The sequence below is a fragment of the Streptomyces sp. NPDC047525 genome, assembly GCF_040643025.1.
In the GTDB taxonomy this organism is placed as follows: Bacteria; Actinomycetota; Actinomycetes; order Streptomycetales; family Streptomycetaceae; genus Streptomyces; species Streptomyces durmitorensis.
In genome coordinates, this window is record NZ_JBEYTL010000018.1 from 1 (window position 1) to 24,255 (window position 24,255).

The window sequence follows — 24,255 nt, forward strand, 5'->3', positions numbered from 1 at the left end:
AGGAGTTCACCGTGGAGGGCATGGCCACCGCCATCCCCTTCCACCGCGCGGTCGTCAAGGACCCGGCCTTCGCCCCCGAACTCACCGGCTCCGCCACCGCGACATCGAAAGACGTGTTCACGACCCACACGCGGTGGATCGAGACCGAGTTCGTCAACGAGATCCCCCCGTTCGCCGCGCCGACCGACACCGACACCGAGACAGACGAGGACGAGGACGGTCGCGAGACCGTGGTGATCGAGGTCGCGGGCCGGCGGCTCGAGATCTCCGTGCCTGTCAGCCTGGGCATGTCACTGGCCCGCACCGGTCTGGCCGCGGGCGCCAAGCCCAAGCGCCGGGCCGTGAAACGGTCCGGGCCTGCCGCGTCCGGGGACACCCTCGCGTCGCCCATGCAGGGCACGATCGTCAAGATCGCTGTCGAGGAGGGCCAGGAGGTCCAGGAGGGCGACCTGGTCGTCGTCCTGGAGGCCATGAAGATGGAACAGCCTCTCAACGCGCACCGCTCGGGCACGATCAAGGGCCTCACGGCCGAGGTCGGTGCCTCCCTCACCTCCGGCGCCGTGATCTGCGAGATCAAGGACCCGGCGTGACCGGCCCGGCAGTCGCCATGCCGGGCACGGAGCGGCCCACGGCGAACGGCAGCCTCCTGGCCATCAGCGACCTGCACACCGCCTACGCCGACAACCGCAAGATCGTGAACTGTCTGCGGCCGGGCCACGACGAGGACTGGCTGATCGTCGCCGGTGACGTCGGCGAACACTCGGCGGACATCGAATGGGCGCTCACCACCCTCAACAACCGCTTCTCCAAGGTCATCTGGGCGCCGGGCAACCACGAACTGTGGACCCCGCGCGAAGACCCGCTGCAACTGCGCGGCCAAGCCCGCTACGAGCACTTCGTCGACTTCTGCCGCGGCCTCGGTGTCCTCACCCCCGAAGACCCCTACGCGGTGTGGCACGGCGCCGGCGGCCCGGTCACCGTGGCACCCCTGTTCATCCTCTACGACTACACGTTCCGCGTCCCGGGCACCACGAGCAGACGGGAATCCCTGGCCGTCGCGTACGACAAGGGCATCGTCTGCAGCGACGAGTTCCTGCTGCACCCGGATCCGTACCCCACGCGCGAGGCGTGGTGCAGGGCACGGGTCGCGGAGACCGAACAACGCCTCATGGCCTGCGACCCGGGCATCCCCACCGTCCTGGTCAACCACTTCCCGCTGATCAGAGAGAACACCGAACTCCTGCACCACCAGGAGTTCGCCCAGTGGTGCGGGACCGTACGCACCGCCGACTGGCACCGTCGCTTCCGTGCCCGGAGCGTCGTCTACGGTCACCTGCACATCCCCCGGACCACTTGGCACGACGGGGTGCGCTTCGAGGAAGTCTCCGTCGGCTACCCGCGCGAATGGCGCCGCCCGGCCCACCCGGCCACCGGTCTGCGCCGCATCCTCCCGCAGGCTCTTCCTGACACCGTGGCCGCGCCGCGCCGGGCAAGGACTGGATCCGCATGATCGAGGAACTGCTGCCCTCCGGAGTGGTCGCCGTCGAGGCCTTCCACGACCTGCCGGACTTCCCCCTCTACCCCGAGGAAATCGAGGTCGTCCGCAGGGCGAAGGAGAGCAGGCGCCGCGAGTTCGCCACCGTGCGCTGGTGCGCCCGCCGCGCCCTCGCCCGTCTCGGACGGCCGCCCACGCCCGTACTTCCCGACGCACACGGCGCCCCGAAGTGGCCCGACCGCATCGTCGGCAGCCTCACCCACTGCGCCGGTTACCGGGCCGCCGCACTCGCCCGCACCGACGACATCACCATGCTCGGCATCGACGCGGAGCCCAACGAACCACTCCCCGCATGCGTCCTGGAGACCATCGCACTGCCCGCCGAGCAGCGCCTCATCGCCGAACTCACCGCCACGGCTCCCGGCATCCACTGGGGCCGACTGCTGTTCAGCATGAAGGAGACGGTCTACAAGAGCTGGTACCCGCTCACCGGTCAGCGCCTCGACTTCGAGGACGCCACGTTCACCTTCGGTGCGGACAGCTCCCGCTACACCGCCCGCGTCCGCGTCCCCGGCCCGACGCCGCACAGCCCCGCAGTGCACACCTGGGAGGGCCGCTGGCTGTGCCGCGGCGGGCTGCTGCTCAGCGCCCTCAGCGTCCCGCGCGGCGGCGCCGCCCACCCCGAGCCGGAGGAGCCCGCCGTCGCCATCGGTGTCTGACGGGCCGGTTCCTCCGGCTCGGGGCGGCCCCAAGTGGCATACGGCCTGGGCAAGTCCGCGTAGTCGTCGAGGGGCTGCCGAAGCGACCTTGACGTGAGCACTCCTCGGCCGTAACTTCACGTACCCATACCCCGTAGGGGTAACTATTCAGGGAAGGGAGAACCCCATGTCCTCGGCGAACGACGCGGCCGGGCAGCCCGACTCCGGCCCTCCGCCGACCGCCGGCCGCAGGGAATGGACCGCCCTGGCGATCCTCGTGCTGCCGACCATGCTCCTGTTCATGATGCTCACGATCCTGTTCCTGGCGATCCCCTACCTCGCCGCGGACCTGGAGCCCAGCAGCACGCAGACGCTGTGGATCCTGGACATCTACGGCTTCCTCATGGCCGGCTTCCTCGTGCTCATGGGCACCATGGCCGACCGCATCGGACACCGGAACCTGCTGATCGCAGGCGCCGCCGTGTTCGGCGTCGTGTCCGTGGCCGCCGCCACCACCGAGGACCCGGCGATGATGATCGTCTGGCGAGCCGTACTCGGCCTCGCGGGCGCCGCACAAGTACCGGCCACCCTCGGCCTGATCTTCACGATGTTCCACGACGCCAAGCAGCGGGGCGTGGCCATCGGCGCCTGGGCCGCGGGCATCTCCGGCGGTGTCGCGCTCGGCCCCCTGCTCAGCGGGCTGCTCCTGGACGCCTTCTCGTGGCGCGCCACGTTCCTGGTCGCGGTGCCGGTCATGGCCGTCGTGGTGATCGGCGCGCCCCTCCTGCTGCCCAAGCACCAGTACGCGGGCGGAGCCCGGCTCGACTTCTTCAGCGCACTGCTGCTCCTGGCCACCATGCTGCCGTTCATCTACGGCATCAAGTCCATCGCCACCGGTGAGGAACTCACCCTCTCACTGGCCGCCATAGCGGTCGGCCTGCTCTTCGGTGTGATCTTCGTGGTACGGCAACTCCGAGCGTGCGCACCCCTGTTGGACATACGGCTCTTCGGCAACCGCACCGTCAGCGGCACCCTGATCGTGTTCGTCCTCGCACCCACCGGCATCGGCGGCGTGTACCTGATGTTCAGCCAGTTCCTGCAACTGGTGAAGGACCTCTCGCCGATCGAGACGGGTCTCGCGATCCTGCCCGCGGCGCTCATCCTCATCGCCGTCGCCGCCTTCTCGCCGATTCTGGCCCGGCGCGTGCGCCCCGGATACATCATGGCCACCGGCCTGGGGGTGCAGGTCGTCGGCTATCTGCTGCTCGCCCAGGTCGGCCCCGGCACCGGACTGCCCTGGCTGATCGCCAGCTTCATCGTCATCTACCCGGCGGTCGCCCCGTCGATGACGCTGCCCAACGAACTCATCGTCAGCTCCGTGCCGCCCGAGAAGGCCGGCGCGGCGAGCGGCCTCAGCTCGACCGTGAACGACCTGGGCATCTCGCTCGGCGTCGCGATCGTCGGCAGCATCGGCGTCGCCCGCTACCGCAGCGAGATCGACGGCAACCTGCCGGGCGGCCTTCCCGCGGACGCGGCCGAAGCCGCACGGGACAACCTCGACGGCGCGGTCGCCGCAGCAGGCACGCTCCCCGCGGGCACCGGCGACTCCCTGCTCCGGACGGCACGCGACGCGTTCGCCTCGGGCCTGAGCGCCGCGGCCACCACCGCGGCGGTCATCGCCGCCGTCGGCGCGCTCGTCGCGGCCATCTGGCTCCGGCACGTGCCGCCCACCGGGCAGGCGGCCGCGGGCCCCGCGGCCGACCCGGGCGACGAGGCCGTCCGGTCCGGCGACACGGCTGGGGCGAAGGCGTGATCGCCTTCAGCGCGGCGCCCACCCAGACCCTCGGCAGCACGGGCGGCCGCTGCATGTACGCACAGGTCGACCGGCTGCGCAAGGACGGGCCCGCCGTGCCCGTGCGGCTGCCCGAAGGCGTCACGGCATGGTCGGTCACCCGCGGGGACGTCGTACGGCGCCTGCTCACGCACCCCGGCGTCTCGCGCAACCTGAAGAAGAACGTGCCGAGTTACCGGCCGGGCTCCATCCCCTGGCTGTCCCCGTGGGTGGACGTGGACTCCATGGCCACCGCGGAGGGCAAGGACCACGCCCGCCTGCGCAAGCTGATCACCCCGGCCTTCAGCCCTCGACGTGTGGACGCCATGCACGCCCCGCTGCGAGCGCTGATCGACCGGCTGCTCGGCGACCTGGCGGCACGGCCGGGCGGCGACGTGGTGGACCTGCACACCGCCTACTCGTACCGCGTACCGACCGAGATGATCTGCGACCTCTTCGGTGTGCCGAACAGGCAACGGCCGGAAGTGCTGCGGCTGTTCCGGGCCGTCGGGCAGACCGACGTGTCGAAGGAGGAGTCGATCGCCGTCAACGACTCCCTCGTCGCGGAGATGCTCGGCCTGATCGCGGCCAAACGCCGCGAGCCCGGCGACGACCTGACCAGCTTTCTGCTCGGCGCCCACGAGGAAGGCGGCGATGCGGCAGGGGAGCAGCCGCTGACCGAGCACGAGCTGATCTCCACCCTGCTCCTGATGATCGGCGGCGGAAGCACGACCACCATCAACCTCATCGACCACACCGTGCGCGAACTCCTCGCCCACCCCGATCAGTTGGACGCCGTCAAGGCCGATCCGGCCCGCTGGGGCGACGCCATCGAGGAGTCGATGCGTGTGCACTGCCCGGTCATGCATCTGCCGATGCGCTGGGCCGTCGAGGACATCGACCTCGGCGAGGGCGTCCGGATCAGGGCCGGGGACGCCATCCTGATCTGCTACGGCGCGCACGGCCGCGACCCCGCCGTGCACGAGGACCCGGAAAGCTTCGACATCGACCGGACGAGCAAGGATCACATCGCGTTCGGGCTCGGCGCACACTTCTGCCCCGGCTCACGCCTGGCCCGGCTCGAGGCCCAGGTGGCCCTGCCCGCACTGTTCGAGCGCTTCCCCCGACTCGAACTCGCCGTCGCGCCGGACGAGGTCGAGCCGGTGCCCACGTTCATCGGGAACGGGGTCACCTCACTCCCGGTGTACCTGCGGCACGACTAGCCGCCCGCAGAGCGGGTCCGCCCCCGACCGGCGCGGGGGCGGACCACGACCACCCGAGGAGAAGAAGATGAGCGCACTCGACCTCGACCAACTCGCCCACCGGACCCGCAAGGTGCTCGACCAGGCCCGCTATCTGAACCTGGCGACCGTGTCGGCGGACGGCGAGCCGTGGGTGGCGACCCTCCAGTACGCCTGGCGCGGCGACCCGCTGCGCCTCGTGTTCGGCTCGGCCACCACATCCCGGCACGGGCACGACATCGCCGCCCGGCCACGGGTGAGCGGATCGCTCTTCGTGGCGGGCGGCGACCATGTCGGCCTCGCCGTCGAGGCCCTCGACGGCGCTCAGTTCAGCGGCCACTGCGAGGAGCTCACCGGCGTCGGCCTCGAGCGCCACCACGCGTTCTTCTACGAGGCGCTCTTTCCCGACGAGCGGGAGCGCGCGCGGTGGCTGCTGGCACCGTCCGAGCTGCGGGCGCCGGCCCCTCACCGGCTCTACCTCGTCGAGGTGGATCGGTGGTGGCTGGTCGACACCCGCACCTGGGAGCAGGACCGGATCGACCGGCGTGTCGAAGTGCCGCTCAAAGAGGTCGAGTTGGACTAATACGGTGCGCGGGGCTGGGCGTCAGACGGTCTCGGCGAGCGCGTTCCAGAACGTCGCCTCGTACGCGTGCACCATCCGCGCCGTCCGCACCGCCTGGGCCGGATCGTCGCCCCCCGCCAGGCCCGCCGCCAGAGTGGCGGCGGCCTCGTCCAGGAGCTGCTGCGGGGTGTCCGCGAAGTAGCGGAAGTGCGCCACCGCCGCGTCGGCGAACCCGTGGCGAGACTGCAGCGCGTCGGCCGCCCGCGCGTAGGCCGCCCCTGAACCGGCCACGTTCGCCAGCAGCGCGAGTGCCAGGTCGCTGCGGGTGCCGAACGCCGCGGTCTGCGCCAGGAACGCCGGGTAGGCCTGGGCGAGTGCCAGCGGCTCGTACGCGCGCAACTGCTGCTCTCCCAGGCCGAGTTCGGCGGCGAAGTCGAGCAGCAGGCGCAGCGCCTCGCTCTCGCCCTGGGCCAGGGCGAGGAACAGGTCGGCGCCGGTGGGGTCGGGGAAGCGGGTGGCGGCCAGGGCGAAGCTGCGCCGGTCGGCGGAGACCAGACGGAACAGCTCGCCCGCCAGCGCCCCGAGCCGCTCCTTGGGCACACGGCCCGCATCGAGCAGATCGAGATACCGGTGCGGCGCCGACTGCCCGGCCATCTGCCGCTGCGCGGCCTCGATGAGCCGGGCGACGTCGTCGACGGCACGCGGAGTGGCGTTGTTCATGGTGTGCTCCTTCGCCGCGGAACGGTCCTGCGCAGATTGGGCCCCGTGGCCGGTCCCGGCTTCGGCTCGGCGATCCACGGGCCGTCGACGGAGGTGTCGATGACGCCCTCCTCCAGCCAGGCGTATCGCCGGGCGAGCAGGTGCCGGGCGATGTCACGGTCCCGGGCGTCGCTGTTCTCGCCGACCCGGCTGAACAGCGACTCGACGCGATGTCGGGACTGAGTGCAGAAGGCGTCGGCGAGCTCCAGCGGCGCCTCGCCCCGGCCCACGAGGGCCTCCGCGTACGCACAGCTCGCGGTCATCGCGTACAGCTCGGCGCCGATGTCGATCAGCCGGCACAGGGAGCGCTGGTGGGCGGTGACGGCCGTGTCGCCGGGAAGCCGGGCGAACTCACGGAACAGGTCGGCCAGTCGGGCCGCGGCACCCGCGGCGTAGCGCCGGTGCGGTGCGAGCGGACCCGTGAGCACCGCGTCGTCCGGCACGGGGGTGGCGGATTCCTCCGCGTCGCGGTGCCGCGCGAGCACCGCCTCGGCCAGGTACGACCCCAACGCCTCCGTCGAGCCGTCGAAGATGCGGCCGATGCGCAGATCGCGCAGGAGCCGTTCGACGGGGACCCCGCGTTCGCCCCTGGCGACCGCGGACTCGGCGGTCTCGTAGCCGCGGCCGCCACGGATCTGCATCAGGTCGTCGGCGACCAGCCAGGCCTGTTCCGCGGCGAACAGCTTCGCCAGCTCGGCCTCCAGACGGGTGTCGCGGTCACCGCGGTCCGCATGGTGACCGGTGACCTCGACCATGGCCTCCAGGGCGAACGCGGTCGCCGCCATGTACGACAGCTTGCCCGCGACCGCGTCGTACGTGCCGATCGGACGGCCGCCCTGCATCCGGGCCCCCGACCACTGGCGGGCGATCCGCACGCACCACTTCGCCGCCGCCGCACACACGGCGGGCAGCGAGAGGCGGCCCGTGTCCTGCGCGGCCAGCGCGATGTCCAGGCCCGCGCCCTCCGCTCCGATGCGGTTTAAGGCCGGGACCGTGACGTCGTGCAGACGGATCACGCCGTTCTCCAGACCGCGCAGGCCCAGGAAGCTGCTGCGGTGCTCCACCGTCACACCGGGGTCGTCCGCCTCGACCACGAACGCGGTAAGGCCGCCGGGCCCGGTCGCGGACTCGGGCACCCGGGCGATGACCACGAGCAGGTCGGCGATGACGCCGTTGGTGGCCCACAGCTTTACGCCGTCGAGCGTGTAGGTGTCCGTGGCGCGGTCCAGGACGGCGGTGGTGTGCACCCGGAACGGGTCGTTTCCCAGGTCCGGTTCGGTGAGCGTGAACGCGGAGATCTCCCGTACGCAGCGTGGCAGGAACTGCTGCTTCTGCCGCTCGGTGCCGAACAGGACGAGGGGCTGCGGAAGGCCGATGGCCTGGTGTGCCGCGAGCAGCTCGCCCAGGGACGAGTGGACGCTGCTCACGGTCATCAGTGCCCGGTGGTAGCAGACACCGGACAGACCGAGCCCGCCGTACTCCCGAGGAAGCTTGACGGCGAACGCCCCGATGTCCTTGAGCCCCTCGATCACCTCGTCCGGGACGGAGTCCTCGCGCTCGATCCGATGTCCGTCGACCCGCGTGGCGCAGAACTCCCGCAGCTCGGCGAGGAACCGCTCGTCCGCGTCGTCGATCCGGTCCGCGGCGCCGACGGGCAGAGCCAACAGGCCGGTGCGGAGCCGCCCGAGGAACAGCTCCGCACCGAAGTCGGCCGCCGTCACCGCGCCGCGCCCGCGGGGACGGCCTCGATGATGGAGAGCGGGCCTGCCGCCCCGAGACGCACCGATTCGACGGCGAAACCCGTGTCCTCGAGCATGGCTCGGAACTCGCTCTCGCTGCGCTCCCTGCCACCGGTGTTGACCAGCATGTTCAGATCGGTGAAGAACATGATCGGAAACTCGGGCGAGGCCGTCTCGGGGAGCACGGTGCCCACGATCAGCAGCGTGGCCGACTCGGGCATCTGGGCGCGCACGGAACGCAGCAGGGCCCGGGAGTCCTCGTCCCCCCAGTCCTGGAAGACGCTCTTGATGACGTACAGGTCGCCGTCGCCGGGAATGTCCTGGAAGAAGTCGCCCCCGACCACCTCGCAGCGATCGGCGACACCCGCCGCCGCCAGGACGCCGGGCGCCTGCGCCACTCCGCTCGCACTGTCGAAGACGACGCCCCGCAGTCCAGGGTGGCCGGGCAGCACCGTGGCGAGCAGGGTGCCGTCGCCCCCACCCAGGTCGACCACTTTCCTGAAGCCGGAGTAGTCGTACCCTGCGGCGAGCTGACCGGCCGCGATCCTCGACTCCTCACCCATCGCCTCGTTGAACAGCGCGCTGAGATCGGCCTGTTCGGAGAGGTGGGCGTAGAACTCCTTGCCGAAGACGTGATCGTAGGCCGGCTCACCGGTACTGACCGTGTGGCCGAGCCCCGCCCAGGCGCCGAACAGGGAGGGGTGGCAGAAGATCCGTGAGAAGGCCCGCAGCGAATCGGGGGAGTCCGAACGCAGCTGGGCACCGACCTCGGTGAGGCCGAACCGGCCCGGCTCGGGCTCCTCCGTGATCCCGACAGCCGCCAGAGTGCGCAGCAGCCGCCGAAGGGACGGCTCATGTGTCCCGGTCCCGGCGGCGAGCTCCTCACTGCTCCGCACACCGTCCTTGATCAAGTCGGCTAGGCCGAGCTCGGCGGCGAGGCCGATGGCGTGCGCGGTCATGTAGCCGCCGATCCGCTCGATGAGCGCGGCACGCAGCTTCATCTTCTCCGCGGGAGTGCGCTCGGACTCGACGGTCTCAACAACACTGCTGCTCATGGTGGTTCGTCCTCCTCCATAGATGTCCGACAGATGTACGAAGTCAGAGCCGGTGCCGCACCCACACATTGGGCTCGACATACACGGCGTGGTCACGCCCGACGTCCACCGCGACCGGCGACAGCGCATCGGGTACCTCAACAAGCCCGTCGGCGTCGAAGGGCAGCTGGGTCCAGGCGCGCCACTGGGCGAGGCTCGCGGCGACCGTCATCGACGCCGGACACACCTTCACGACCCGGCCACCCGCCCGGACATGCACACGCAGCCAGGGATCGTGCGGAAGCCCATCGGGACGGGCACGGGCGGCGTACTCGGCCATCGGGGCGTACGGTTCGGTGTGCTTGAGGCTGGGCCTCACCGGCACCACCACATCGCTGAGCCCCGCACGCCGGGCGTGCTCGGCGAGCACCGCGAGGGTACGGGTCGACAGATCCTCGCCCCGGCGTCCCGGCACCACCGCGATCTCCAGGGCGCACAGCGCGGTGAACGCACGCCCGTCGTAGGTGTCGGCCAGGCATTGACGCAGCGCCTCGTCCCAGCCGGTGTCGGGCAGTGAGGCCTCCACGCCGTCCCAGGCCAGCGGCACGGTGGCGGCGCGGGCCACCACGGTGGACTCGCCCTCGTACACCACGAGTTGATGTCGCGCGTGCCGCTCGAATGCCCAGTGCACCAGCACCGGATCGGGCCGGATGTACGCCGGCCAGGACGACTCCATGGTCAGCATGGCCTCCTCGAGGTCGGGACGCTCGGCGAGCGAGGCCGCGTGCAAGTGCGTACCGGAGACGGGGTAGGGCATCGCGAACCTCCAGGGAAGCGGGAGCAGTGCCGGTGCGAAACGGAGACGTCAGTCGGCCAGCCGGCTCACCGGCAACTCCCCGGTGGGCAGGCCCGATCCGGAGTGCGGAGCACGAAGGAGCTCCAGATACTGCGCGCGCGCCACGGGCCGCGCCCCGAGCAGGCGGACATGCTCCCCGTCCTGCTGGACGTCGACCGCCACACCGCCCGCATCGGCGAACCGCCGCACCAGATCGGTGACCGCGGCCTTGCCCGCGCCACTGCGCAGCGTGAACTGCGAATCGGCACTGAACACCGCGCCCGCACGCACCCCGAAGGTGCCGCCGACGAGCTCGGCACCCTCCCAGATCTCCACGCTGTGCGCGAAGCCCAGCGCGTGCAGGCGGCACAGACCGGCAAGGAGCTCATCGGTCAGCCACCGCTCCGAGCGGCCCTCCCGGCACTGGGTGACCACGCGCTCGAAACAGACGTCCACGGTGCTCGTCCAACCCGTGGCCCCGCGCAGCTGACGACGCAGACTGCGCTGCACCCGCACCTGGTCCACCAGGATCAACGGCCGCGGATCGGGACAGCACCACGCCACGGAGTACGGCTCATCGCCGGCGGAGAGCACATGGATGCGGCCCGCCTCCACCTCGGTCTCGTAGAGCATCTCGTTGAGGAAACGCTGCTCGATGCTCCCCGCGGGGAACGGGTACAAGCCGCGACGGTAGGCACCGAGGAGACTCTGCGGCCGCAGGTCGTCGCCGAACGCCACCGGGCCCTCGGCAGGCGCGGTCGACAGGTTCATGGACTCCCAGGCCGATCGGGGCCGGGTCACTCGGGGAAGCAACACGTCCGCCTCACAGGAAGTCGACAGCGGTCAGGTACCGGATGTAGCGATCCAGCATCTCGCCGTCGACCGGCGGTATCTCGATGCCACTGCCCCGCAGCGCCGACTCGACGTTGTCCCGGGTGAAGAGGGGGAACGTGGTCTCCAGATACATCTCCGCCACGCTCATCTCACCCGTGGAACAGCGGTCGATGAACAGCGGCGCGAAAGGTGTCATCGGATGGTCGGGCCGCTCGACGGCGGTCCTGACGACCTCGTCGAGCCACTGGTCCCACGGAACGTCGCGGATGGCGTGGCCGTGGGCCCGCAGCCGCTCGGTGAGGACCGATACGTTCACCTTGCCGGGGTTGGTGAGGTGGTAGACCTCGCCCTGCGGCAGCCGGGTGGCGGCGACGTGCCCGACGGCTGCCGCGAAGACGTCCACCGGCGTGTAGTCCAGGGGAAGTTCGGCCACCGGAGCCATTTTGGTGTCGACGATGAACTTCTTCATCGCGCACATCTCGGTGGCCGTGTTCCAGGCACCGCAGGTCCGGTCTCCCGATATGTCGGCGGCCCGGTAGATCGCCACGGGCAGTCCTGCCTCGGCGGCATTCTGCAGCAGTGCCTCGGCGACCCACTTGCTCTCCACGTAGCCGACGGACAGATGGTCGGCATGCGCGGCCGGCGTCTTCTCCGTCACGTGCCTGACGCCCGCGGTGCCGAAGCCGGAGATCACCGCCATCGTGGACGTGTAGTGGACCGGCGCGTTGCGGTACCGGGCGGCCAGACGAATGATCTCGCGGGTCCCCTCCACGTTCGCGGCCCGCATGTGCGTGTACGGATAGATGAAGTTGACGAGCCCTCCGGGATGGTGGACGACGTCGACGATCCGGGCGAGGCGGTCGAAGTCCGCGTCGGAGAGCCCCAGTCGGGGCTCGGCCAGATCACCGGGCACGGCCACGACCCGGCCGGCGGAACGGTACCCGGACAGATCGTCGCGGAAATAGTGCAGCGCATTGGCCTGCAGACGGCCCATCGCCGTCTCGCTGTCCCCTGCGCGGACCAGACAGTGCACCGTCGCGTCGGTGGTGGCGAGCAGTTCGCGCAGCAGATAGACGCCGAGGAACCCGGTGGCACCCGTCAGGAACACATGCCTCGGGTCCCGCCACGAAGCCGGGTCGACGGGGCTGCGCCCCACGGAGACATCACCCAGCTCGGCCTCGGCGGCGAAGTCGATCTCCTTCGCGTCCTCGCTCAACGTGCCCGTCCGCGCCGACTGGACGGCGGCGGCGAAACCACGCAGCGTCGCGTCGTCGAGCAACAGCCGGATCAGCGGCCGCACCTGGGTGATCATGACGCCGAGCGAAGCCCGCACCTTCGCGAGCAGCTCGGCGGCCAGCAGGGAATTGCCGCCCATGTCGAAGAAGTTGTCGTCCGGCACGATGCGGTCCACACCAAGGACCTGCCGCCAGATCCCGGCCACCGCCCGCTCGAGCGGACTTGCCCCAAGCACCGCCGGATCCGAGTCCGCGTCATCCTCCACGTCCGGGCCCTGGGGCCCCGTGGCCGTCATCGCACACAACCCGGGCAGCGGCAGCGCGTCCATGTCGACCTTGCCGTTGCTCTTCACCGGCATCTCCCGCAACGGCACGAAGGCCGTCGGCACCATGAACGCGGGCAACCGCCCCGCCACATGGGACCGCACATCACGAGGACCGAGCTCAAGCCCACCCCCGGGCGCGGTCACGTAGTAAGCGGCGATCTCCAACTCACCACGCCTGCAGTACGGTTTCACCGCCGCATCCGTGATCGACTCATGCATCGAGAGCGCCGCCTCGATCTCCGCGGGCTCGACACGGAAACCCCGCACCTTGATCTGCCGGTCGACGCGCCCGACGACCTCCAGCACACCGTCGGCGGTCAACCCTCCGAGATCACCGGTCCGATACAACCGGGCCCCGGCGTCCGTCGCGAGCGGGTCCCGCAGAAAGCGCGAATGATCCGCGCTCTCGCTGAGATAGCCATGCGCGACACCGGCCCCACCGACATAGACCTCGCCGTGCTGCCCGGCGGGAACCGGACGGAGATTCTCGTCCAGAACGCGCACTATGGTGCCGGGCAACGGCCGCCCCACCGGAACAGGGCCGTGCTCCGGCAGGACCCGCGCGGTGACCTCCATCGTGCACGAAGTGATCGTGGTCTCCGTCAGGCCATAGGCGTTCACCAGACGCGACCGCGGCATGAGCCGTAACGCGACCCGGCAGTCCTCGGCATGTACGGCGCTGCCGCCCACCAGAGTGAGCCGTACCGCCAGATCCGCGGGCGCCGCTGCCAACTCCGGCAAGAAGGCCCGCCAATAGGACGGAGTCAGATCCATCACCGTCACGCCGTACGCCACCAGCTGACTCGCGAATTCACTGGGCGCCCAGACACGATCGGGCAACACGAGGGTCGCCCCATGGAGCAGCGTGACCAGGATCTGCTCGACGGACGTATCAAAGGTGACAGCGGCAAACTGCAGCACACGGTCCGAAGGGCCGATCCCGTACCGCTCGTTGATCTCACGCAACAGATAGGCGACTGACGCGTGATTGACCCGCACACCTTTGGGAGCACCGGTCGAACCAGAGGTATAGATGACATACGCGCAGTCGGAGCCCTCGACTTCCGTACCGACGAAGTCCGTGGCACCGCCGGAGCCCGTGGCACCGACAGAGTCCACGTCGCCGTCGGTGGCCAGGGGATCCACCACGGGCAGGCCCAGGACATCAAAGCGATCCCGGTCCGCGGCGCTCGTCACCACGGCCGCACATCCGGTCTCCTCGGCGAACGTGCCGATCCGGCAGTCAGGAACACCCGGCTCCACCGGCAGGTACGCCGCACCCGCCTTCAGTACCGCCAACAGCGCCACGACCAGCTCGATCGACCGCTCCAGATGGACCATCACCACGGAATTCCGGCCGATGCCCCCGTCACGCAACCGAGAAGCCAGCCGCACGGCACGGGCATCCAGTTCGGCGTAGCTGACGCTCGAACCTCCCTGCACCACCGCTACAGCGTCCGGCTGCTCCGCCGCGCGGAGGGCGAACCGCTCATGAACGAATGATGTTCTGTCGTGTGCCATTGGTCCCCTCGGTTCCGATCAAAGCGGGGTGGGTGAGGCAAGCGTCCCGACCTGCCTCACCAACCCCGCGGACATGACTGGCTCCCACAGTTGCGCTCGGGGTGAGATGGATGCTCAGCTTCGCTTCGGCATGCGCACCTGATCAATTCACAATCGCCAAAGTCGATCGGAACTGAACTACTGCGGTGCCACCATCCGGCCGCCGCGCCCTTCAGCGGCAGCTCCCGCGTACACCTCTTGCAGAATCCGGGTGAGCGCAAGCACCGAGCGCACCCCAGGCACAGGAACCCTGCCGTCGAGCAGCATGAACGGGACGCCCATACCGCCCAGTTCGACCAGCTTGCGGGAATCGGCGCGAACCACATCCGCGTACGCGGCGGAATCACCGAGAACATCACGAGCGGCCTCGGCTTCCAGCCCCGCCTCGACCGCCACCGCGACGAGCCGCTCGTCGTCATTGAACAGCGACCGTTCCTCGGCGTAGTTCGCCCGGAACATCAGATCGAGCAATTCGTGATCGCGTCCGCGCGTCTTCGCGTACTGAAGCAGCCGATGCAGGTCATGGGTGTTGCCGTGGTCACGATTCTGGACGTAGGCGAGCCCTTCCTCCGCGGTCAGGCGGGTGAGCCGCCGCTCATTGTCACGCGCCTGCTCCTCGGACCAGCGGTGAGAGGACATCAGCATCGGAATCACGGCCTCGACGTCCCGCCTGGCGCGGTGCGGATCCAGCTCGAAGGACCGATGCACCACCTCGACCTCGGCACGGTGCCCGGACGCGGCAAGCGCCTTCGAGAACCTGGCCCTGCCGAGATAGCACCAAGGGCAGGTGATGTCCGACCAGACGTCAACACGCATCGAGTGAACTCCCTCCAGCGGCACCGCCGTTCGCTGCGGCGCCAGTGACCGAACGGCACCGGTGAGGCCCGGCGCCACCCGCTGCAACTGGGAAAGCCGCGGGAAAGGTCCCGCGGCGGCCGTCATGTGCTGAGGCAGGTCGTAGTGGGGGAGTGTCTACGGCTGAGGCCCGCCGTCAGCGCGCAGCGGTGATCCTGATCGCGGCCACCGCGCCCTCGCCCCGCAGGGTGAGCGTCCCCGGGCCTTCGTGACGTACGCAGTCGAGACGGCCGAGCGAGGTCTCCCGCCCGTCCGGTCCGCCGACGGCGACACCCTCGGTGGCGGCCATGACGAGGAGCGTCTCGCCCGCAGCGCACACCATCTCCGCCCCTTGTGCGGCGGCGACGGTGACCATCCCTACCTGTGCCGTCGCCCGGCCCCTGCGGGTCATCACATTCATGTCGCGTACCGCGCCCGCCTCCAGCCGGCAGTCCGTCACTGCGTCCCCGGAGAAGGCGAAGGGGTTCAACGGCTCGACCGGCTGCGGGGTCCCGTCCACGGTCAGCACCATGCCTTCGCCCTCGACCAGGGTGATCACGCGGTCGATCCCGGGAAAGGAGGAGAAGGGGCCTCCCGCGTCCACGTCGGCGACACTCACCCGCCAGTCGAAGCCGTCCGCGGGCCCCGCGGAGGCCACGGGCGCTTGCACGGCGCCGGACGCGACCTCGCGGGTCGTACCGCCGCCGTTCTTCCACGGCATGCTGCGATATCCGCTCCAGCGCAGAACATCTCCGCCCATCCGGAACCGCCTCCTTCTTCCGTCGTCCCGAGCCCAGGCACATGATCACCGATTCCGGGGCCAGCCTACGGCGGCGCGGCACAGGACTCGCCGCAGGCCGGGGAGAGTGGCCGCACGCCCCGCCTGCACCGGTCCGCCCAGCCTCTGAGAGCCTTGTCCGGAGTCCGCCGGGTCGACGGGATCGTCTCGGCCTTGTTCGCCGGAAACCGAGTTCCGCCCGTTCGACATCAGCAGGGGGCCCTTCCGTGACTGTACGCATCAACCGGCATGAACTGCCGTCAGGGCCTGAGGCCGAAGCGTATGCGGAACGACTCGGCCAGTACTTCAGCGGGAAGATCGATCGGCTTGAGGAGTCCGCGTCCACCATCGACGGGGACTTCCACACATCGGTTCTGAACCTGCGAGCGCGCTGTGCCATTGACCCACGGGCAGCTGCGGTCGAGACGTGGGAGGCCGCGGCCGCGGCCATGCAGGTGGGGTCCGCGCTGTTTGCCGTCACTGGCATCAGGGAGGGCACCGTGGAGTGCCGCATTGCCCGCAAGGTGCGCACCTTGCGGGCCGTCGGTCCGCTCTCCACAGCGGATGCGGGCACCTGGTTGGAGGCCTTCTGGCTTGCTGTCATCTGCCGTGAACAGGAACGGATGACGCAGCTGTGCGAGATTCCGCTGGACCGCTTGCGCGCTCCGGAAGGGCAGTACGACGCGTACGTCTACCACTGGGTGGACACCCTGCAGACCTACTGGTCGCGCCGCCCCGGCCTGGTGGAGAAGCTCACGGCCACGTTCGAGGCGTGCGACCCGTCGGTGCCGCACGTCGCCCCGCGTGACCTGCTGGACGGCATCCTCCATCCGCCGATCAACCTCTTCTACCGCTACGTCACCAAGGACGAGACGGGTTTCAGCGAGGTCCTGGCCGATGCGCTGAAGCTGCACCAGATGTACTGGACCTCGAACGAGGACCGAAAGAGCGACATCGACGGCAGCATCGCCCTGGGCCCGCTGGCGATCGCGTGCCTGGCCCACGACGGGGGGATCCCCATCGAGGTCGAGTCGGAGTACCTGCCCCAGCACCTCCTGCAGCGCAGCTGGCTCGGCGAGTTCGCCGTCTGAGCTCGAGTCCTGCCCTGCTCTGGACCTCTCAGCGCCGAAGATGTGCAGGCAACTCCACCCAGCGGCGCGGCGCGTGGAGATCCATCGCGTCCTGGGCGTCACTGACACGCAGACCGGCCGCCGCGGCGGCGTAGGCGAGAGTGTTGGCGTCGTGCGGGAACGTGTGCTGTCGCTGCCAGAAGCGAAAGTGCCAGTAGGCGGGCGGGTCCGTCTCGTCCGGGGTCAGGCCGATCTCCTCGTGCGCGACAGTCTCGCCGTTCCGTGCCAGGGTCCCGAAGGTGCCGCCCTTGGGGTTGAAGTAGAGGCCGTACGCGGCGGTGCCCGCCGATATCGCCCGCAGCACGGCGTCGTCGCTCGGCATGTATCCCTCTTGCGTGATCACACAGCCGCCAGGTGCGCCGGGCACGGTGGTGACGCCCACGTAGCGGAGGGATTCGTCGGCATCGGTCAGGTCGAAGGGGGCGTGCTCAAGGTCTGCCGTCGGGCAGCGCGTGAGGTCAGTGCCCAGGCGCCGGATCACCTCTTCCTCGCTCAGCCCTCGCACGAAACAGAGACCGAGCCCCTCGGTCCACAGCTCTCGTCCGCTGAACGCCGTGATGAGCCCGTCCGCCTCCCGGAAGGCGGTGGCTTCTTCGGCGGGCAGCTCCGCCGCCCCGGGCAGTTGCCTGACGTGGGACGCGAGCGACGTCGACAGCAACAGCCGGCCCGGCGACCAGAGGCCTGTCTGTGGCGTCCACACATCGGCCCCGGCGGCGATCAGCGCACGGACGCTGTCCTCGTCCACGGTGCAGGCGGCGTACCACAACGGCGTGTGTTCGTCGGCGTCGTGTGGGTCGGCCTCCGCGCCGTGGGCCAGGAGCGCGGCGACCGCTTCCGCTGCCCCGCGCTCCGCCGCCAGGTGCAGCGGGGTCGACCCATGCGCTTCGATGCGGGCGTCGGGCGGCGCGCCCCCGTCGAGCCGGGCCCCGATCACCGCCGCGTTCCCCCAGTCCCCGTAGGCCATCCGTTTCCAGTCGGCCCGCGGCACAAAGCGCAGCCGTTCCTCTTCCTGACGGCGCAGCATCGTGCGCTGGCGCCCGGTCAGAGGCCTGGCCAGGAAGCTGGGCGGTCCGCCCATCTCGAAGGTCGCGAAGGAGCTCGGCTGTTCCGTCGGCTCGGGCGGTTCGAGGCCGGGCCAGACCTCGAGCACCCGCGCCGACGCGGCATGCAACGCAGCTGTGTCGATCGACGTACGCGTCTCGTCGATGCCCTCGTCCGGCCACTCGACGACCAGATGCGCTTCGCCGGGCGGGGGAAGCTCGGCCAGATACAGGTCGACGTCGGACTTGAAGAGGGAGCGGCGGGACTGGTGCAGACCGAGGTCCTGCGGGATCAGCCCGACGGCCTGGTCCGTGATGGCCGTGCTCTCCTCTCCATCTGGCCTCGTCCAATGCACGGCTCGTTGCACTGGGGCATCTAGTGAAGTCACCCGGCGGCCGTCGGAGAACAACAGGCCGATCCTGAGCCCGGACTGCCGCCCCGCCTCCGCGCCGGACCATCGGGCCTTGCGGAAGACGGAGAGATGCAGGGTCGCCGCCTGCGGCCACAGAGACCATCCCGTCAACACCACCCGGGCCTGCGCCCCGGCACCGGCCACCTCCAACTGCGAGTGCAGCACCGGTGCGAACCAGTCGACGGGCGGCGCGTGACGCCCGGCGTCCGTTCCCGGCGGGCTCAACTGGACCAACACGGTCCGTTCCGCGGCCGGTTCTTCCGGTAAGACCAGATCGTCGAAGAATCCCATGCGCCGATCGTGGCAGAGGGGTCTGACATCGCCTGCCCACCAAGCGCACCGGTGGCAGACGGGAGCCCGCCGGACGACGGTGGTACGGCCGGGGCGGGTCCCAAACTGACCCGGGTCACGATTCGCAAGCGCTACAGCGGCGTGATCGAGGGCACCCTCGACGGCCGTCAGGGCACCTTCGTCATCCAGCACGGCGGGTCGGCCGATGGGGAAGACCAGAGCAGCGACGGAAGCATCGTCCCCCACTCCGGGACCGACGGCCGCACCGGCATCTAGGGGCAAGTCATGGAGCGCCGGTTCCACGTGCTCACCCTGGTCTGCACCCTCTCAGGCCTCCGTACTCCTACGCACGCGTGGTGAGTCCGTGGGGTCGCCGTGCTGGATGTCGTCGTCGCCGCTGGGGAGTTCGTTGTGGCCTTCGCTCCAGTTGTTGACCCATCCGCATACTCCGCACGCGTAGCGGCCGTTGACGCCTGATACCTGGGTGCCGCACTGGCGGCAGTCCGTCGTGGTGATTTCCTGTGATTCCAGGAAGGCCATGGCCGGTGTCGGGGGCCGATCAGATGTCATGGCCTTGACTCTATGTGCGGGGGCCGGAATCGAACACCGTCGGGTCGGCGCGAGGCACCGCACCCGGCCAGTCCTGATCCGTCACTCGCCGAAAACCCCCGACCGGTGCGCGATCGCCGCAGCCTCCCCCCGGCCTGAAGCGTTCAGCTTGGCCAGGATGTTGGAGACATGCACGCTCGCCGTCTTCGGCGAGATGAACAGCTCCTCCGCGATCCTGCGGTTGCTCCGTCCGGCGGCGACCAGCCGCAGCACGTCCCGCTCCCGGGCCGTGAGCCCCAGCGCCTGAGCCGGCCCCGGGGGCGGAGCCGCCTCGCCGTCGGCCCGGTGCAGCGGGATCCTGGCGCGGCCTGCCAGCGCGGTGATCTCCGTCGTGAGCGGCACCGCGCCCAGCTCGCGCGCCACCGCCTCGGCGTGCCGCAGCAGCTCACCGGCTGCTTCGCGGGACGCGGCGCCGCCCTCGGTGATCAGGGCCTGTGCGAGCCGCAGCCGGGCGGTGGCCGCCGTCACCGGGGCCTCCAGGCTCTCCGTGGCGGCGACCGCCCGCGTCCAGTGGGCGGTTGCGTCGCGCCCCTCGGCGGTGAGCAGCTCGGACTCGGTCATCAGGGCCTGCGCGTCCCACAGCGGTACGAACCGGGGCTGGCCCTGCATCGCCTCGCGGATCCGCTCCACCGCCGCCTTGCGCCCCGGCTCGGCCGCGGCGTGGCCGCGGGCCCGCGCCTCCTGAGCCGCGGCCTCGTACAACAGCGGCCAGCCGTAGCGCTGATGGCCGGGCGGGATGGCCTCGCCGATCGCGGTCTCAAGGAGGGAGCGGACGTCGAGGATCCGGCCGTCGGCGGCCGCCAGCGCGATGGCGACCCGGGCCACGGCCAGGGTGTGCTGCGGCTCCGGGTAGGAGCCGGTGGTCCAGGTGTCGGACTCTTCCAGATGATGACGCGCCTCGTCGTACGCGCCCCGGGCCAGGGCCAGTTCGGCCCTCAGCTCGGCGATCTGCCCCCGGGTGCGGATGCTCGCCCCGCGGCGGCCGAGGGCCCGCGCGAGCACGTCGTCGGCATCGTCCCAGCGGCCGAGCTGGATGAGGGACTCGGCGAGGTTGCCGTCGATGAACGAGGCGGTGTCCGGAAGGCCGTGCCGGTCGGCAAGGCCGCTGCCCTCCTCACCGGTCTCGACGGCGTCGGTGTAGCGGCCGATGCCGTGCAGCGCGGTGGACAGGTTGCCGTAGCCGCGCAGCAGCCTTTGGGCGTTGCCCGGCTCCAGGTCCCGGGCGCACGCGGCACGGGCCAGCTCGAGCCCGGCCTCGATGTCACCCGAGTCCATGATCCGCCAGGCCAGGGTCTGCTGCGCGGTGATGCCGCTGATCTCGGCGCCCGTGATCCGGCAGAGCTCCACTGCCTGCCTGGCGGTCTCGGTGGCCGTCAGGTCGGGCCGGTGCACCGCGTGCCAGTGAGCCGCCTGCGTCATCACATCGGCGTGCACGACGGACGGCGGCAGGCCCTGCATCAGCTTCTGGGCGTTGCTGATCTCTTCCCAGCCGTCGGAGCGGCAGAGGTCGCGCATCAGCTGATAGCGCTCCAGCCAGAACCACGCCGCCCACAGAGGAGCGCCCTCCAGCGTGCGCAGCGCGCGCTTGCTGAGGGCGAGAGCCCGCTCCCGCTCGGTCGCGAGGCGCGCGGCGACGGTGAGCGCGGCGAGCAGGCCCACGAAGTCCCCGGGCATGTCGGGGGAGACGGCCGGACACAAGCCGTCCTCGATGCCTTGACGTATCGCCTGGCCGCGCAGCTCCTCGGGGGCGTCGTCCCACATTTCCAGCGCCCGCTCCAGGAGTTGGTGCTGCTCGGCGAACGCGTGCCGACGGCGGGCGGTGGCCGCCGCGGCGATCACGGCGGGCAGCGCCCTTGCGGGGTCACGGGCGTCGAACCAGTAGCCGGCAAGTCGCCCGGCCCGTTCCTCGGCCCGTACGAGCGTGGGGTCGGCCTCCAGTGCCTCGGCGTAGCGGCGGTTGAGGCGGGAGCGTTCACCGGGCAGCAGGTCGCCGGCCACGGCCTCGCGCATCAGGGCGTGCCGGAAGCGGAAGGACTCGCCCTCGTCGCAGGGCTGCAGGACGGCGGCGCCGACAGCGGTGCGCAGGGTCTCGATCAGCGCGTCCTCGGGGAGGCCCGTGACGGTGGCAAGGAGCGCGAACTCCACCTCGGAACCGCCCTCGGCGGCGATCCGCACCACGCGTTGCACTTCGTCCGGCAGTGTCTCGACCCGGACCAGCAGAAGGTCGCGCAGCGAGTCGCTGATGCCGCCCGGGGAGCCTTCGAGGATGCTGCAGGCCAGCTCCTCGACGAAGAACGCGTTGCCCTCGGACCGTTCGAAGACCCGGTCGAGGACCTGCTCGGTCGGGGCCTCGCCGTGGATGGCGGCGAGCTGGCTGCGGACCTCGGTGCGGTCGAAGCGGGGCAGTTCGATGCGGGTGACGGTGCGCAGTCGCTCGTACTCGGCGAGGGCGGGGCGCAGCGGGTGGCGGCGGTGCAGGTCGTCGGCTCGGTAGGTGGCGACGATGAGCAGGCGGCAGTCGGTGAGGGCACGCAGCAGATAGCTGAGCAGCTCGCGGGTGGAGCGGTCGGCCCAGTGCAGGTCCTCCAGGACCAGGACGAGGGTCCGGTCGGCGGCGAGGCGCTCGAAGAGGCGGACGGTGAGCTCGAACAGCCGGGCACGGCCGTCGGTCTCGGAGCGGCCGGGGTCCATCTCGCCGAGCTCGGGCAGCAGCCGGGCGAGCTCGCCCTCCTGGCCGGCGACGGCGGCGTCGAGCTCCGCGCCGAGCCGACGGCGCAGTGAGCGCAGTGCGGTCGACACGGGGTGGTAGGGCAGGGCGTCGGCGCCGATCTCGACGCAGCCGCCGAGGGCGACGACGGCTCCGTCCGTGGTGGCCCGGCCGAGGAACTCCCGAATCAGCCGGGTCTTGCCGACACCGGCTTCGCCGCCGACGACCAGGGCACCGGGCTCCCCGGCGTTCGCCCTGGACAGCCCCTCGCCGAGGGCGGTCAGTTCGGCGCTGCGGCCCACGAAGACGGGGCTTGTATGACTGCTGTGCACGGTGCCGAGCATCGCACGTCGTACGAGGTGGGGGACAGGGGCGGCGGCTTCGGGGGTCCCTGCGGCCGCACGGGAGCTGCCTCAGGGCCTGGCCGGGCGGAAACGCTTCAGGTGATGCGGCGCAGCAAGTGGTCCCGGTTGATCAGCTGATGCTTGAGCACCAACCCGACGTGGACCGTCAGAGCCGCGAAGAAGACGACATGCGCGGCGATGTGGACGACGAGCAGATCGTCGCCCGACAGCAGCAGTGCGATACCGGTGGCCGGAACGGCGAACATGGACACGTACAAGGCGGTCTCGGTGCCGTGCGCGAGGCGTCGCTCGCGGTGGGTGAGGGTCGGCGCCCACGGGGGCAACGGCGTGGCCAGCCGCCAGGCGAGCCGGACGACACCGAGCAGCAGCACCGCCGCGCCGAGCACGACGTGCAGGGTGAGCAGCGCGTCATCGCCGAAAGGGTCGTACCCGTCCTCCGCGCCCCCGCCACGGCCTCGCCCTCGGCCCGAGCCCTCACCACGTCCACGCCCGCGGCCCCGCCCATGGCCGCTGTCGTCCGCGTCGAGCAGATATCCCACGACGAACTGCGCGGCCATGGCCACGAAGACCACCCAGTGGAGCGTCTTCGTGACCATCCCATAGCCGTGCGGGCCGTTGCGCAGGTGAGGGCTCATCCCTGCAACGTGCCCTCTCGCGGAGGCCGCCAGTCAGGGGAGCGCGGAAACCAGGAACGTGACCGCGCTGACCATCGGCGCGGTGATCGCGCCGAACGACTGGGTGAACAACCCCGCGACCGCGTCCTGCCTACTGCTTGCGCAACAGCGCGCAGACGAAGTTCTCTTCCACGTTCCGCAGCCGCTTCAGCAGTTCCGGCTTGTTCGTCTTGTTGATCTGGGTGGTGAGGGAGACGGTCAGCGACCGCTTGCCGTCCGGGGTGGCCGCGATCAGCTGGGTGTAGCCGGGGAAGTTGCCCGCGTGGCCGTACACCACGCCGCAGCGGGTGGTGTACCGGAAGATGGCCAGACCGGCCTTGTTCTTGCCGGGACCCGCAGGTTCGGATGCGCCGTTCACCCAGTTCAGCTGCTGACGGCGGGTCCGGTCGGAGATCAGCTTTCCGCCTGCGTAGCCGCGGATGAAGGCCGTCATGTCCTTCGGCGTCGAGATGATCCCGCCCGAAGCCCACACGCCCGACGCGCTCAGCACCTCGCTGACGTCCTCGGGCGGATTCGGCGGGGTGACGTCGTAGCCGTGCATGTACGGCTCGGGCATCCGGTAGCCCTGCGGCAGGCTGGTGCGGCGCAGACCCAGCGGGCGGTACACGAGCTGGGCGAGCAGGTCTTCGTAGCGGCAGTCCGTCGCCGCCTCCGCCATCAGGGCCACGGCGATGTTGTCGGAGTTGGAGTAGGCGTACCGGGCCCCCGGACGGAACCCCAACGGCTTGTCGGCCACGAAGTCGAGCAGTCGGCGCGAGTCGAAATGGCGGCGCGGGTCCTCGGTCACCAGGGCCAGGAACTCGGGGTCGTCGGTGAAGTCCGGCAGTCCGCTGGTGTGGTTCAGGAGCTGCCGCAGCGTCACCCGGTGCCATGCACGCGGCAGGTGGGGGAGCACCTTGCCGATGGTGTCGTTCAGACGCAGTTCCCCACGGTCGACGAGCTGGAGGGCGACCGCGCCGCTGTACGCCTTGGCCGTACTGGCGATGCGCATGTGGTCGTTGACGTCGATCGGACGGCTGGAGCCGGTCTCGGCGACGCCGGCGCGGTAGACCTCGGTACGGGACCCGCGCTTGAGGACGGCCACTGCTCCGGGCGGCCCGCCGGGCGCGGTGGTCAGCTCCTGCAACTGCCGTCGCAGTGCGCGGTGGTCGTCGGCGGGGGCATCCGCGGCTCGGGCCGGGGCCTGCACGAGACCGGCCAGGCAGGCGGCGGCCAGCAGAGCGACAAGGGGCAGGCGGACCTGCGCGGAGCGGGGAACTGGCACG

Annotated in this window: 21 protein-coding genes; 8 read left to right on the forward strand and 13 right to left on the reverse strand. The window is 70.5% G+C overall.

Annotated features, from left to right (window positions below):
• The 6 genes from ABZ833_RS36400 to ABZ833_RS36425 form a co-directional block, all read left to right on the forward strand.
• Nucleotides 1-590 (forward strand): biotin/lipoyl-containing protein (locus ABZ833_RS36400; protein ID WP_361056219.1); only part of this gene is annotated, 590 nt, incomplete at its 5' end.
• 17 nt (nt 591-607) lie between these two features.
• Nucleotides 608-1,510, forward strand: coding sequence for a metallophosphoesterase (locus tag ABZ833_RS36405; RefSeq protein ID WP_361056705.1), 903 nt, complete (start codon nt 608-610; stop codon nt 1,508-1,510).
• Nucleotides 1,507-2,214 carry a 4'-phosphopantetheinyl transferase superfamily protein gene (locus ABZ833_RS36410; protein ID WP_361056222.1) on the forward strand — a complete coding sequence of 236 codons (708 nt, stop codon included), beginning with the start codon at nt 1,507-1,509 and terminating at the stop codon, nt 2,212-2,214. Before ABZ833_RS36405 ends, ABZ833_RS36410 begins: the two co-directional genes overlap by 4 nt.
• A gap of 166 nt (nt 2,215-2,380) precedes the next feature.
• Complete coding sequence (locus ABZ833_RS36415; protein ID WP_361056225.1) at nt 2,381-4,006, forward strand: MFS transporter; 1,626 nt, start codon at nt 2,381-2,383, stop codon at nt 4,004-4,006.
• A complete protein-coding gene (locus tag ABZ833_RS36420) occupies nt 4,003-5,247 on the forward strand; it encodes a cytochrome P450 (protein ID WP_361056228.1) in 1,245 nt (414 codons plus the stop codon). Before ABZ833_RS36415 ends, ABZ833_RS36420 begins: the two co-directional genes overlap by 4 nt.
• Before the next feature lie 67 nt (nt 5,248-5,314).
• Nucleotides 5,315-5,848, forward strand: coding sequence for a pyridoxamine 5'-phosphate oxidase family protein (locus tag ABZ833_RS36425; RefSeq protein ID WP_361056231.1), 534 nt, complete (start codon nt 5,315-5,317; stop codon nt 5,846-5,848).
• A gap of 21 nt (nt 5,849-5,869) precedes the next feature.
• On the opposite strand, the gene ABZ833_RS36430 is transcribed toward ABZ833_RS36425, so the two are convergent.
• The 8 genes from ABZ833_RS36430 to ABZ833_RS36465 form a co-directional block, all read right to left on the reverse strand.
• Nucleotides 5,870-6,547: a hypothetical protein gene (locus ABZ833_RS36430; RefSeq protein ID WP_361056234.1), complete on the reverse strand. Its 678-nt coding sequence runs from the start codon at nt 6,545-6,547 to the stop codon at nt 5,870-5,872.
• Nucleotides 6,544-8,307: an acyl-CoA dehydrogenase family protein gene (locus ABZ833_RS36435; RefSeq protein WP_361056237.1), complete on the reverse strand. Its 1,764-nt coding sequence runs from the start codon at nt 8,305-8,307 to the stop codon at nt 6,544-6,546. The genes ABZ833_RS36430 and ABZ833_RS36435 overlap by 4 nt, the downstream gene beginning before the upstream one ends.
• The gene (locus ABZ833_RS36440; protein ID WP_361056240.1) at nt 8,304-9,380 is read right to left on the reverse strand and encodes a methyltransferase; all 1,077 of its coding nucleotides are present in this window, start codon (nt 9,378-9,380) and stop codon (nt 8,304-8,306) included. Before ABZ833_RS36440 ends, ABZ833_RS36435 begins: the two co-directional genes overlap by 4 nt.
• Nucleotides 9,381-9,423: 43 nt before the next feature.
• On the reverse strand, nt 9,424-10,176 hold the full coding sequence (locus ABZ833_RS36445) for an N-acetyltransferase (RefSeq protein ID WP_361056243.1): 753 nt from the start codon (nt 10,174-10,176) through the stop codon (nt 9,424-9,426).
• A gap of 48 nt (nt 10,177-10,224) precedes the next feature.
• On the reverse strand, nt 10,225-10,965 hold the full coding sequence (locus ABZ833_RS36450; RefSeq protein ID WP_361056246.1) for a leucyl/phenylalanyl-tRNA--protein transferase: 741 nt from the start codon (nt 10,963-10,965) through the stop codon (nt 10,225-10,227).
• A gap of 52 nt (nt 10,966-11,017) precedes the next feature.
• Nucleotides 11,018-14,110 (reverse strand): amino acid adenylation domain-containing protein, encoded by a 3,093-nt coding sequence (locus tag ABZ833_RS36455; RefSeq protein WP_361056249.1) that lies wholly within the window; start codon nt 14,108-14,110, stop codon nt 11,018-11,020.
• Between the two features lie 177 nt (nt 14,111-14,287).
• Nucleotides 14,288-14,965 carry a DsbA family oxidoreductase gene (locus ABZ833_RS36460; protein ID WP_361056708.1) on the reverse strand — a complete coding sequence of 226 codons (678 nt, stop codon included), beginning with the start codon at nt 14,963-14,965 and terminating at the stop codon, nt 14,288-14,290.
• A gap of 175 nt (nt 14,966-15,140) precedes the next feature.
• Nucleotides 15,141-15,743, reverse strand: coding sequence for a HutD family protein (locus tag ABZ833_RS36465; RefSeq protein ID WP_361056252.1), 603 nt, complete (start codon nt 15,741-15,743; stop codon nt 15,141-15,143).
• Nucleotides 15,744-15,988: 245 nt separating this feature from the next.
• Here ABZ833_RS36465 and ABZ833_RS36470 point away from each other — a divergent pair, with 245 nt between their 5' ends.
• A complete protein-coding gene (locus ABZ833_RS36470) occupies nt 15,989-16,852 on the forward strand; it encodes an immunity 49 family protein (RefSeq protein WP_361056255.1) in 864 nt (287 codons plus the stop codon).
• A 28-nt stretch (nt 16,853-16,880) separates the two neighbouring features.
• Here the strand turns inward: ABZ833_RS36470 and ABZ833_RS36475 are convergent, their stop codons facing one another.
• The gene (locus ABZ833_RS36475; RefSeq protein ID WP_361056258.1) at nt 16,881-18,635 is read right to left on the reverse strand and encodes an ankyrin repeat domain-containing protein; all 1,755 of its coding nucleotides are present in this window, start codon (nt 18,633-18,635) and stop codon (nt 16,881-16,883) included.
• Between the two features lie 51 nt (nt 18,636-18,686).
• On the opposite strand from ABZ833_RS36475, the gene ABZ833_RS36480 reads away from it, so the two are divergent.
• Nucleotides 18,687-18,911, forward strand: a complete 225-nt coding sequence (locus ABZ833_RS36480; RefSeq protein WP_361056261.1) for a DUF3224 domain-containing protein — start codon at nt 18,687-18,689, stop codon at nt 18,909-18,911.
• 51 nt (nt 18,912-18,962) lie between these two features.
• Here ABZ833_RS36480 and ABZ833_RS36485 read toward each other — a convergent pair whose 3' ends face one another.
• From ABZ833_RS36485 to ABZ833_RS36500, 4 genes are all read right to left on the reverse strand, one after another.
• Complete coding sequence (locus ABZ833_RS36485; protein WP_361056264.1) at nt 18,963-19,205, reverse strand: hypothetical protein; 243 nt, start codon at nt 19,203-19,205, stop codon at nt 18,963-18,965.
• An 81-nt stretch (nt 19,206-19,286) separates the two neighbouring features.
• Nucleotides 19,287-22,283, reverse strand: a complete 2,997-nt coding sequence (locus tag ABZ833_RS36490) for an AAA family ATPase (RefSeq protein WP_361056267.1) — start codon at nt 22,281-22,283, stop codon at nt 19,287-19,289.
• A 107-nt stretch (nt 22,284-22,390) separates the two neighbouring features.
• On the reverse strand, nt 22,391-22,951 hold the full coding sequence (locus ABZ833_RS36495) for a cytochrome b/b6 domain-containing protein (protein ID WP_361056270.1): 561 nt from the start codon (nt 22,949-22,951) through the stop codon (nt 22,391-22,393).
• A 130-nt stretch (nt 22,952-23,081) separates the two neighbouring features.
• Nucleotides 23,082-24,254, reverse strand: a complete 1,173-nt coding sequence (locus ABZ833_RS36500; RefSeq protein WP_361056273.1) for a serine hydrolase domain-containing protein — start codon at nt 24,252-24,254, stop codon at nt 23,082-23,084.
• Nucleotide 24,255: the final 1 nt, after the last annotated feature.